Here is a 10,238-nt window from a genome sequence, read left to right as displayed (position 1 = left end):
AAATTCCATCCCGACCGCAATCCCGGCGATGCGACCAGCGAGGTCAAGTTCAAGGAAATCAACGAGGCCTACGAGATCCTGAAGGACAAGGACAAGCGTGCGGCCTACGATCGCTTCGGCCATGCCGCTTTCGAGCAAGGTGGCCCGGGCGGGGGCGCCGGTTTTGGCGCGGGCTTCGCCTCCTCCTTCTCCGACATTTTCGAAGATCTGTTCGGCATGGCCGGGCAGCGCGGCCGCGGCGGCCGCGAGCGTGGCGCGGACCTGCGCTACAACATGGAAATCACCCTCGAGGAGGCCTTTGGCGGCAAGACCGCGCAGATCGAGATTCCGGTCTCGGTCACCTGCGAGGCCTGCTCGGGCATCGGCGCCAAGGCCGGCACCAAGCCGAAGACCTGCTCGACCTGTGGCGGGCAGGGGCGCGTGCGGCAGTCGCAGGGCTTCTTCACCCTCGAACGCACCTGCCCCGGCTGTCAGGGGCGCGGCCAGATGATCGAGGACGCCTGCCCGTCCTGCTCGGGCCAGGGCCGCGTCACGCGCGAGCGCACGCTGTCGGTCAACATTCCGCAAGGAGTCGAGGACGGCACCCGGATCAGGCTCGCCGGCGAAGGCGAGGCTGGCGTCCGCGGCGGGCCGCCCGGCGACCTCTACATCTTCCTGTCGCTGGCCCAGCACGAGTTCTTCCAGCGCGACGGCGCCGACCTGCATTGCCGCGTGCCGATCTCGATGGTCACGGCCGCGCTCGGCGGCGAATTCGAGGTGCCGACCATCGACAAGGGCAAGGCCAAGGTGAAGGTCCCGGCCGGAACCCAGTCCGCCCGCCGATTCCGCATTGCATCAAAGGGTATGCCGGTGCTGCGCTCGCGTCAGACGGGCGACATGTACGTCCAGGTCGTGGTCGAAACCCCGCAGAACCTCACCAAGAAGCAGCAGGAATTGCTGGCCGAGTTCGAAAAGCTCTCCTCCGGCAACACCCAGCCGGAATCCGAGGGTTTCTTCGCCAAGGTCAAGGATTTCTTCGGTAATCGGGCGAACTGACGCGGCTTGACCGTATCGACTTCGGCCTATACGTCTTTATGACCATTTTCTGACACGCCGCGGTCCCGCGGTCTCGTCCCGTCCGGTCCAGACATGCCATTGCCGTCGTCCGCGCGTGCGTTGAAGAAGCCCCGTCTCGATGACGAGGTGCGCTTTCTCAGATCGTGGATCGAAAAGCCGCTGCACATGGGCGCGGTGATGCCGTCGGGCAAGCTGCTGGCGCGGACCATGGCTCACTATGTCGATCCCGATTCGGATGCGCCGGTGGTCGAGCTCGGGCCCGGCACGGGCGCCATCACTTCGGCGCTGGTCGAACGCGGCGTCGACCAGAAACGACTCGTTCTCGTCGAGTACAATCCCGGCTTCTGCGCGCTGCTGCGCGACCGTTATCCGCAGGCCAAGGTGGTGCAGGGCGATGCCTATCGCCTGCGCGACACGCTCTGGAACGTGTTGAGCGCGCCTGCCAGCGCCGTCGTCTCAGGCCTGCCGCTGGTCACGAAACCGATGCTGACGCGGCTGCGGCTGATCCGCGATGCCTTTGCGGCGCTCGCACCCGGCGCGCCCTTCATCCAGTTCACCTATGCGGTGGTGCCGCCGATCCCGAAATCGCTGCCCGGTGTGTCCACAGAGGCATCGGAACGGATCTGGATGAACCTTCCGCCCGCCCGCGTCTGGGTGTATCGCAAGGACTAAATCCGCCGGCGTCCTCCTTTGCGCGGCGGGCTCGTTTCGCCGAACGCATTGGAAGAGGATGTCAGCTCCGAAGATCCTGGTCATTCCCGGCTCGCTCCGCACCGGCTCGCACAATGTGAGGCTGGCGGCGTTTGCCGCGTATGAATTCGCCCAGGCCGGCATCGACGTGACCCGCATCTCGCTCGCCGATTTTCCGCTGCCGATCTATGACGGTGACCTCCAGGCCAAATCAGGCGTGCCCAAGCACGCCATCAATCTCAAGCGCATGATCGGCGCGCATCATGGCGTGCTGTTCGTCTCGCCCGAATACAACGCCTCTGTGCCGCCGCTCTTGAAGAACGCGATCGACTGGGTCAGCCGCGTGCAGGATCCGCACGAGACGCGCGGCGAGGTCTTCCGCCACCGCGCCTTCGCGCTCGCCGGCGCCTCGCAGAGCCGGCTTGGCGCGGCTCGCGCGCTGCAGGCCTTGCGGCTGATCCTGACGTCCTGCCACGCCAATGTGATCGCCAGCCAGTTCACGCTCGCCTTTGCGGACCAGGCCTATGACGATATGGACAGGCTCAGGAACCAGGCCGATCGCGATGGGCTGAAGGAGATGGTGCGGCAGTTGATCGATATTTCCCAACGCATGATGTGAGGTGACATGACGCCAGCCGAAATCGCCCCGAAAGACCGCCTGATCGTTCCGCTCGATCTGCCGAGCGTCGATGCCGCGGAGGCGATGGTCGCAAGGCTCGGCGACAGCGTCACCTTCTACAAGATCGGCTATCAACTCGCTTATGCCGGCGGCTTGCCGCTGATCACCAAGCTCGCCGGCAGCGGCAAGAAAGTGTTTGCCGATCTCAAGATGCACGACATCGGCAACACGGTCGCGCGTGGCACCGAGAGCGTTGCCAGACTGGGTGCGACCTTCCTCACCGTGCACGCCTATCCACAGACCATGAAGGCGGCCGTCGAAGGGCGCGGCACGTCCGGCTTGAAGATTCTCGCGGTCACCGTGCTGACCTCCTACAATGACGACGATCTGCATGCGGCCGGCTATCGGTTCGGTGTCTCCGAACTGGTCGAGGCCCGCGCGCAGCAGGCGCAAGTGCTCGGTATCGATGGCCTGGTGTCCTCGCCCGAGGAAGTGGGCGCGCTGCGCAAGATCGTCGGCCACCAGATGAGCCTCGTGACGCCCGGCATCCGGCCGGCGGGTGCGCCCACCGGCGATCAGAAGCGCATCATGACGCCGGGCCGCGCAATCGCGGCGGGGGCCGATTATCTGGTCGTCGGACGCCCGATCCTCGAAGCCGCCGATCCCAGGGCGGCAGCAGATGCAATTCAGGCCGAGATCGCGCAGGCGCTCGGCTGACCCGACAACCAAGGAGAAGAACAATGGCAAAAGGCTACTGGATCGGACGTGTCGATGTCAGCAATGACGAGGGCTACAAGCCCTATGCTGCCGCCAATGGTGCCATCTTCAAGAAATGGGGCGGCCGCTTCGTCGTCCGCGCCGGCAAGTTCACCACCGTCGAGGGCGCCAGCCGCACCCGCAACGTCGTCATCGAATTCCCTGACTACCAGACCGCGATCGCCTGCTACAATTCGCCGGAATACCAGGCCAACATCAAGGTGCGCCAGCCTCACTCGATCGCCGACCTCATCATCATCGAGGGCTATGACGGCCCGCAGCCGCAGGACGGCTGAGGCGCTTCAGTCCTCTCGGTTGCCGGAACTGCCTCCCGCCGCTACAACGGCGCTTGAGAGGATCGCACCATGTCAGACATGCGCTTGATTGTAGCCGGAGCCGGCGGCCGGATGGGCCGCGCCCTGGTACGGGCCATTGCCGACAGCAAAGGCGCGGTCCTCGCCGGCGCGCTTGAGGCGCCCGGCTCGGATCTCTTGGGCAAGGATGCCGGCGTGCTCGCGGGCCTGCCGGCCAACGGCGTCAAGCTGTCCGCCGACCTCTGGGCGATGTCCAAGGAGGCCGACGGCATCCTTGATTTCACTGTGCCGGCCGCGACCATCGCCAACGTCGCGATCGCCGCCGAGCGCGGTATCGTCCATGTCGTCGGCACCACCGGGCTCTCGGCGTCCGACAATGCCGTGATCAAGAGCGTCACCAACCGCGCGGTCGTGGTGCAATCAGGCAATATGAGCCTGGGCGTCAATCTGCTCGCCGCGGTGGTCAAGCGCGTGGCCAAGGCGCTCGACGAGAGCTTTGACATCGAGATCGTCGAGTCTCATCACCGCATGAAGGTCGATGCGCCCTCGGGCACCGCACTGATGCTGGGTCAGGCGGCGGCGGCTGGTCGCGGCATCGCGCTCGACGAGGCGCATTCGGAGCGCGGCCGCGACGGCATCACCGGCGCGCGCAAGCCGGGCGCGATCGGCTTTGCCTCGCTGCGCGGCGGCACCGTCGCCGGCGATCACAGCGTCACCTTCCTTGGGCCGTTCGAACGTCTGACGCTGTCGCATCAGGCGGAGGACCGCATGCTGTTCGCCCATGGCGCGCTGAAGGCGGCGCTGTGGGCGCATGGCAAGAAGCCCGGACACTATTCGATGGCCGACGTGCTCGGCCTCGCCGACATCTAGAAGAAACCAAACGGAAAGCACTCAATGAGCGAACGTCTTCTCGTGCTCGTGCGCCACGGCCAGAGCGAATGGAATCTGAAGAACCTGTTCACCGGATGGAAGGATCCTGATCTCACCGAGCTTGGCGTCAAGGAAGCCACGGAGGCCGGCCGCAAGCTGAAGGCGCAAGGCCTCGTGTTCGACGTCGCTTACACCTCGGTGCTGACGCGCGCGCAGCACACGCTCGATCTGATCCTGGGCGAGCTCGGGCAAAAGGGCCTGCCGATCTCGAAGAACCTCGCGCTGAACGAGCGCGACTACGGCGATCTCTCCGGCCTCAACAAGGACGACGCCCGCAAGAAGTGGGGCGAGGAGCAGGTGCTGATCTGGCGCCGCTCCTACGACGTGCCGCCGCCCGGCGGCGAAAGCCTGAAGGACACGCTGGCGCGCGCCTTGCCGTATTATGTGCAGGAAATCCTGCCCGGCGTGCTCAACGGCAAGCGCACGCTGGTCGCCGCGCACGGCAACTCGCTGCGCGCGCTGATCATGGTGCTGGAAAAGCTGTCGCCCGAAGGCATCCTGAAGCGCGAGCTCGCGACCGGCGTGCCGATTATCTATCGGCTCAATGCGGATTCGACGGTGGCATCGAAGCTGGATCTGGCGGGGTAAGCTTCGCCATACTCCCGGAATCGTAGGGTGGGTTAGACGGCGACTGCGCGCAGCGCGGTCGTCGGCGTAACCCACCACTTCTGGCGCCGTGAAGACTAAAGAGGTGGGTTACGCTGCGCTAACCCACCCCACGGCAGCGTGCCTGCACTCCTACTGCATCCCCAGCTGCCCGGCTTCCCAGCCGAGCATCGCCTGCTTGCGGGTGATGCCCCAGTGATAGCCGGTGAGCGTGCCGCTCTTGCCGAGCGCGCGATGGCAGGGCACGACGAAGGAGACCGGGTTCTTGCCGACCGCCGCGCCGACCGCGCGCGAGGCTTTCGGTTTGTTGATGTTGCAGGCGATGTCCGAATAGGACACGGCGCGGCCCATCGGGATCTTCAAGAGCGTCTCCCACACCCGCACCTCGAAATCGGTGCCGATCATCACCACGCGCAGCGGCTGATCCGGCCGCCACAGCTTGGTGTCGAAGATGCGCGCCGCGAGCGGCGCGGTGCCTTCGTGATCTTCCACATAAGTCGCGTTCGGCCAGCGCCGCGTCATGTCGGCGAGGGCGGCCTTCTCCTCGCCGGGATCGGCGAAGGCAAGTCCCGACAGGCCGCGATCGGTCGCGATCACGATGGCGGTGCCGAACGGCGAGGGATGGAAGCCGTAGCGCAGAATGAGACCCGCGCCGCCGTTCTTCCATTCGCCCGGCGACATCGCTTCGTGGGTGACGAAGAGATCGTGCAGCCGGCCCGGCCCTGAAAGTCCTGAGTCGAGGGCTGCGTCGAGGATGCTGGCGGAGTCCCGCAGCAGCCCCTTGGCATGGTCGAGGGTCAACGCCTGCATGAAGGCCTTCGGCGTGATCGAGGCCCAACGGCGGAACAGATGGTGCAGCTCATCCGGCGTGACGCCGGCCGCATCCGCCATCGCCTCGATGGTCGGCTGTGCGCGCCAGTTCTCCGAGATGAAGGCGATCGCCCGGCGCACGGAATCGTAGTCGCGCAGGGCGGCGTTCTGGGAGCCCGGCCTGGCCAGGCGCTGGTCATGTATGGCGAGTGTCATCATGACCGGAAATGTAGGAGAGGGCAGGCTTTGAAACCACCCGATTTCCGACTGCGGTCAGCTCACCGGGTTGTAGGTCGGGCCGCGCCTGGCGGCGTTCAGCGCCTCAACCAAACCTTTGTAAAAACTCGCCTTTTCGTCCGGCCCCAGGAACCTTGCGATCTGGATCCGGTGGCCGCGCGAGACCAGGTAGAGATGTTCGATGCCAAAATCCTCGTCGATCTCCATGTCGAGGCGGACCCAGAGCGGATTGAAGGTGAATTCGGCGACCTGGCCGTGATGGCTGATGCGGCGCACGCGCAATTCCGAGGCCGTGACCGTGATCTCCTCGCGCGCCCGCCCCGTGCGGAAATTGACCTTGAATGCCCACCAGACCACGAGCACGTCGAGGCCGAAAAAGCCGAGCACCGGCCAGGCACCCTTCATCAGGAAGACAATGCCGGTGACGAAGCTGACGGCGCTCAGGAACAGCATCACGGCGAGGAAGCCGGTGCGGTTCAGCGAACGATGCGGCGTCAGCAGCGCGGAGAAGATCTGGGCGTCGCGCGGATCATCAGAATCCTTGCGCTCAATTTCGTTGCCTGTGCTCATCGTCCCTCAGTATATCCCGATCATGGCGAAAATCACCCGCAAGCCGGCCCCGCGCAAAACGGCGGTGCCGAAGAAAAAGGCAAAAGCCGCGAAGGCCAAGATCGCAACGCCCAAGGCCGCAACGCCCAAGGCCGCGAAGCCCAAGGCCGCGAAGCCCAAGCCCGCGAAACCTTCGGCGCCGGCGAAGAAATCACTCAGGGCTATCAAACCCAATTCTTTTAAACCTTGGACCCCGGCCGAGGTTCGCGAGGTCTTCACCCGTTTCCAACGTGCCAATCCCGAACCGAGGGGGGAGCTCGAGCACGTCAATCCCTTCACGCTGTTGGTAGCCGTGGTGCTATCGGCGCAGGCGACCGATGCCGGCGTCAACAAGGCGACACGTGAATTGTTCAAGATCGCCGACACGCCTCAGAAGATGCTCGATCTCGGCGAAGAACGCTTGCGCGAGTACATCAAGACCATCGGCCTCTATCGCACCAAGGCCAAGAACGTGATCGCGCTGTCGGCAAAAGTGCTCAACGATTTCGGCGGCGAAGTGCCGCGCACCCGCGCCGAGATCGAGTCACTGCCCGGCGCGGGACGCAAGACCGCCAACGTCGTGCTCAACATGGCCTTCGGCGAGCACACCATGGCGGTGGACACGCACGTCTTCCGCGTCGGCAACCGCACCGGCCTTGCGCCCGGCAAGACGCCGCTCGAGGTCGAGCTCGGTCTCGAAAAGGTGATCCCGGCCGAATTCATGCTGCACGCCCATCATTGGCTGATCCTGCACGGCCGCTATACTTGCCTTGCGCGGAAGCCGCGCTGCGAGGTTTGCCTGATCAACGATCTCTGCCGGTGGCCGGAGAAGACGGTGTGAGCGTGTCGTTCGGGCAAAGCGGTTCTGGGGGTATTCGTTGAGTCAGCAGGAACAAGCTTCGCCGTCATCGCCGGCCGCCACACCGGCTCCGCCACCCAGGCCAACGCAGCGGCCAGCGAGTTCGCTCTGGAGCCGGCTCGCGATCCCGTTGTTCGCCGTGATCGTCGCGCTCGCCTTCGTCGCGCTGGCGACGCTGCGCTTCGACGAATGGGTCGGCAATGAAGTGGTCCAGACCACCAATGACGCCTACGTGCGCGCCGAGCTGACCAGGCTCTCGAGCCGCGTGTCCGGTGAGGTGCTGACGGTCGCCGTGACCGACTTCCAGCGCGTCAAATCTGGCGATCTTCTGATCCAGATCGATCCCGCCGACTACGAGGCCCAGGTCGCACAGTCCGAGGCGGCCGTGGCCGCCGCGCAAGCCGTGCTCGACAATCTCTCCAACCAGATCGAGCTGCAATATGCGACCATCGCGCAGGCCGAGGCCGCGCGCCTGTCGGCGGAAGCGCTGGAGGTCGAAGCCAAGCAGGAGCAGGACCGCCAGCAATCGCTGGCGCAGACCGAGGCCGGTACGCGGCAGCGGCTCGAGCAGGCGGTTGCGGGGCTTGCCAAGGCGCAGGCGGATGTGCGCGCCAGCCGCGCCGTGATCGCCGCCCAGCAGCATCAGCTCGAGGTTCTGCAAGGCACCAAGAAGCAGCGCGCCGCCGATCTCGATGCTTCCAAGGCGACGCTGGCGAGCGTCAAGCTCAAGCTCGGCTACACCAGGATCACGGCGCCGTTCGACGGCGTCGTCGGCGAGCGCCAGGTGCAGCCCGGCGACTACGTCAACATCGGCACCAATCTCATCAACGTGGTGCCGCTGCCCAAGGTCTATGTGATCGCGAACTACAAGGAGACCCAGCTGACGCACGTGGCGCCGGGGCAGCCGGTCGAGATCACGGTCGACAGTTTTCCGCGCGAGAAGCTGCGCGGCAAGGTCGAGCGCATCGCGCCCGCGACCGGCGCGCAGGTCGCGCTGTTGCCGCCCGACAATGCCACCGGCAATTTCACCAAGGTGGTGCAGCGCATTCCCGTCCGCATCCAGTTCGACGAGAACCAGCCGCTTCTGGCGCGACTCGTGCCGGGCATGTCTGTCGTCACCCGCATCGAGACGAAAGATGCGAATGGCGGAAAATGACGATGCCGGCCGCGGACCGGTCTCGCGCGGCGGCGTCGCTGCGCAGCCGCTGTTCGCCGTGGCCGCCGTGCTGCTCGGCTCGTTCCTCGCCAATTTCGACAGCCGGCTGACCACTGTCGGCTTGCCTGACTTGCGCGGCGCGTTCGGACTGACCTTCGACGAGGGCGCGTGGCTGTCCACCGCCGGCATCGGCTCGCAGATCTTCATCGCGCCCGCGGTGGCGTGGCTCGCCACCGTGTTCGGCCTGCGCCGCGTGCTCGGCATTCCCAGCCTCGTCTATGCCGTCGTCTCGCTGATCATCCCCTTCGTGCGCGATTATCAGACGCTGATCGCGCTCAGCGTCGTGCATGGCCTCCTGCTCGGCACCTTTGTGCCGGCGACGCTGATGATCGTGTTCCGCAACCTGCCGATTCGCTGGTGGCTGCCGGCGATTGCGCTCTATTCGATCCGCGTCGGCTTTGCGCTGGACAGTTCGAGCTCGCTGGTCGGCTTCTATGTCGATCATCTCGGCTGGCAATGGCTGTATTGGCAGGGCGTCGTGATCGCACCGCTGATGGGCCTGATGGTCTATCTCGGCACGCCCAACGAGCCGGTCAATCGCGCGCTGCTGCGCGAAGCCGACTGGGGCGGCATGCTGCTGCTGGGCGCCTCCGTCGGGATGATCTATGCCGGCCTCGACCAGGGCAATCGGCTGGACTGGCTCGGCTCCGGTACCGTCATGGCGCTGCTGGTCGGCGGCGGCGCGCTGTTCGTGGTCTTCCTGATCAACGAATCGCAGGTGGCGCAGCCCTGGGCGCATGTGAACGTGCTGTTCTCGCGCAATATCGGCCTGTCGCTGGTGGTGATCCTGCTGTACACGCTGACCTCGCTCTCCAACGCTTCGCTGGTGCCGAATTTCCTCGGCAATATTGGCCTGCTCCGGCCGGAGCAGAGCGGGCTGTTGCTGCTCACTTACGGTGCGCTGCCGATGTTCGTGCTGGTGCCCGTCTCGATCTGGCTGCTCCGCCATTTCGATGCGCGTGCGGTGACGGTGGTGGGATTCGCCTGCTTCGCCGCCGCCAATCTCTGGGGGACGCAGCTGACGCATGAATGGGCCCGCGAGGATTTCGTCGGCATCGTCCTGCTGCAAGCCGCCGGCCAGTCGACCACGCTGTTGCCGCTGATCATCATCGCGCTGTCGAATTCCGATCCGAGCCGTGCGACGTCGTTTGCCGCCTATATCCAGATCATGCGGCTCGGCGGCGCAGAGATCGGCGTGGCGCTGATGGGAACGTGGCTGCGCGTCCGCGAGCAGATCCATTCCTTCTATATCGGCCAGAACCTGGAGATCGGCGACGTCAACGTCGTGCGCGCGCTGAAGCAGCTCGCCGATCATTTCGCCGCCCATGGCGCCGGCTCGGCACAGGCGCGCGCGGTCGGAACGCTCGCAAGCTTCGTCGCGCGCGAGGCCAATGTGCTCGCCTATATCGACGGCTTCTGGCTGTGCTTCTGGCTGGCGATATCTGCGCTCGGCTTCATCGCGTTGATCACCCGCGCGCCGCCGGGTCCGTTCACGCCGGCGCCGTTCGGCTTTGCCAAGGGGTTGCTGCGCAGGTGCGGGGTGCAGGTCGGCTGATC

12 protein-coding genes are annotated in these 10,238 nt (G+C 65.4%); 10 read left to right on the top strand and 2 right to left on the bottom strand.

Translation table 11 applies throughout. From position 1 onward, the window contains the following. From dnaJ to G8O24_RS38895, 7 genes are all read left to right on the top strand, one after another. The coding region (gene dnaJ / locus G8O24_RS38925) for a molecular chaperone DnaJ (protein WP_188107809.1) at positions 1-1,035 on the top strand (1,035 nt) is incomplete at its 5' end. 93 nt (positions 1,036-1,128) lie between these two features. Then, positions 1,129-1,728, top strand: coding sequence for a class I SAM-dependent methyltransferase (locus G8O24_RS38920; protein WP_188107808.1), 600 nt, complete (start codon positions 1,129-1,131; stop codon positions 1,726-1,728). A 58-nt stretch (positions 1,729-1,786) separates the two neighbouring features. Further along, positions 1,787-2,365: an NADPH-dependent FMN reductase gene (locus G8O24_RS38915; protein ID WP_188107807.1), complete on the top strand. Its 579-nt coding sequence runs from the start codon at positions 1,787-1,789 to the stop codon at positions 2,363-2,365. Positions 2,366-2,371: 6 nt separating this feature from the next. Continuing rightward, positions 2,372-3,082, top strand: a complete 711-nt coding sequence (gene pyrF, locus G8O24_RS38910) for an orotidine-5'-phosphate decarboxylase (RefSeq protein ID WP_188107806.1) — start codon at positions 2,372-2,374, stop codon at positions 3,080-3,082. A 23-nt stretch (positions 3,083-3,105) separates the two neighbouring features. After that, positions 3,106-3,417: a DUF1330 domain-containing protein gene (locus G8O24_RS38905; RefSeq protein ID WP_188107805.1), complete on the top strand. Its 312-nt coding sequence runs from the start codon at positions 3,106-3,108 to the stop codon at positions 3,415-3,417. Positions 3,418-3,486: 69 nt separating this feature from the next. Then, positions 3,487-4,305 carry a 4-hydroxy-tetrahydrodipicolinate reductase gene (gene dapB, locus G8O24_RS38900; RefSeq protein ID WP_188107804.1) on the top strand — a complete coding sequence of 273 codons (819 nt, stop codon included), beginning with the start codon at positions 3,487-3,489 and terminating at the stop codon, positions 4,303-4,305. A 24-nt stretch (positions 4,306-4,329) separates the two neighbouring features. After that, positions 4,330-4,953 carry a 2,3-bisphosphoglycerate-dependent phosphoglycerate mutase gene (locus G8O24_RS38895; protein ID WP_188107803.1) on the top strand — a complete coding sequence of 208 codons (624 nt, stop codon included), beginning with the start codon at positions 4,330-4,332 and terminating at the stop codon, positions 4,951-4,953. Positions 4,954-5,103: 150 nt separating this feature from the next. Here the strand turns inward: G8O24_RS38895 and G8O24_RS38890 are convergent, their stop codons facing one another. Together G8O24_RS38890 and G8O24_RS38885 are read right to left on the bottom strand one after the other, a co-directional pair. After that, the gene (locus G8O24_RS38890; protein WP_188107802.1) at positions 5,104-6,000 is read right to left on the bottom strand and encodes a methylated-DNA--[protein]-cysteine S-methyltransferase; all 897 of its coding nucleotides are present in this window, start codon (positions 5,998-6,000) and stop codon (positions 5,104-5,106) included. Between the two features lie 54 nt (positions 6,001-6,054). Further along, on the bottom strand, positions 6,055-6,588 hold the full coding sequence (locus G8O24_RS38885; RefSeq protein WP_188107801.1) for a DUF2244 domain-containing protein: 534 nt from the start codon (positions 6,586-6,588) through the stop codon (positions 6,055-6,057). A gap of 22 nt (positions 6,589-6,610) precedes the next feature. Between G8O24_RS38885 and nth the strand changes: the two genes are divergently transcribed. Genes nth through G8O24_RS38870 form a run of 3 tightly spaced genes read left to right on the top strand, consistent with a single transcriptional unit; the run spans position 6,611 to position 10,236 of the window. Further along, positions 6,611-7,447 (top strand): endonuclease III, encoded by an 837-nt coding sequence (gene nth / locus G8O24_RS38880; RefSeq protein WP_188107800.1) that lies wholly within the window; start codon positions 6,611-6,613, stop codon positions 7,445-7,447. Between the two features lie 37 nt (positions 7,448-7,484). Then, positions 7,485-8,621 (top strand): HlyD family secretion protein, encoded by a 1,137-nt coding sequence (locus G8O24_RS38875; protein ID WP_188107799.1) that lies wholly within the window; start codon positions 7,485-7,487, stop codon positions 8,619-8,621. Beyond that, complete coding sequence (locus tag G8O24_RS38870; RefSeq protein ID WP_188107798.1) at positions 8,608-10,236, top strand: MFS transporter; 1,629 nt, start codon at positions 8,608-8,610, stop codon at positions 10,234-10,236. The genes G8O24_RS38875 and G8O24_RS38870 overlap by 14 nt, the downstream gene beginning before the upstream one ends. Positions 10,237-10,238: the final 2 nt, after the last annotated feature.

The organism is Bradyrhizobium campsiandrae, from assembly GCF_014529705.1.
Lineage (GTDB): Bacteria > Pseudomonadota > Alphaproteobacteria > Rhizobiales > Xanthobacteraceae > Bradyrhizobium > Bradyrhizobium campsiandrae.
Note: the sequence above shows the minus strand (reverse complement) of the source record. Positions and strands in the feature narration are given on the sequence as shown.

Coding starts and splice junctions, on each gene's coding strand:
- G8O24_RS38870 (WP_188107798.1), top strand. CDS start 8,608: ATGGCGGAAAATGACGATGCCGGCCGCGGACCGGTCTCGCGCGGCGGC.
- G8O24_RS38915 (WP_188107807.1), top strand. CDS start 1,787: ATGTCAGCTCCGAAGATCCTGGTCATTCCCGGCTCGCTCCGCACCGGC.
- dapB (WP_188107804.1), top strand. CDS start 3,487: ATGTCAGACATGCGCTTGATTGTAGCCGGAGCCGGCGGCCGGATGGGC.
- pyrF (WP_188107806.1), top strand. CDS start 2,372: ATGACGCCAGCCGAAATCGCCCCGAAAGACCGCCTGATCGTTCCGCTC.
- nth (WP_188107800.1), top strand. CDS start 6,611: ATGGCGAAAATCACCCGCAAGCCGGCCCCGCGCAAAACGGCGGTGCCG.
- G8O24_RS38905 (WP_188107805.1), top strand. CDS start 3,106: ATGGCAAAAGGCTACTGGATCGGACGTGTCGATGTCAGCAATGACGAG.
- G8O24_RS38920 (WP_188107808.1), top strand. CDS start 1,129: ATGCCATTGCCGTCGTCCGCGCGTGCGTTGAAGAAGCCCCGTCTCGAT.
- G8O24_RS38895 (WP_188107803.1), top strand. CDS start 4,330: ATGAGCGAACGTCTTCTCGTGCTCGTGCGCCACGGCCAGAGCGAATGG.
- G8O24_RS38890 (WP_188107802.1), bottom strand. CDS start 6,000: ATGATGACACTCGCCATACATGACCAGCGCCTGGCCAGGCCGGGCTCC.
- G8O24_RS38885 (WP_188107801.1), bottom strand. CDS start 6,588: ATGAGCACAGGCAACGAAATTGAGCGCAAGGATTCTGATGATCCGCGC.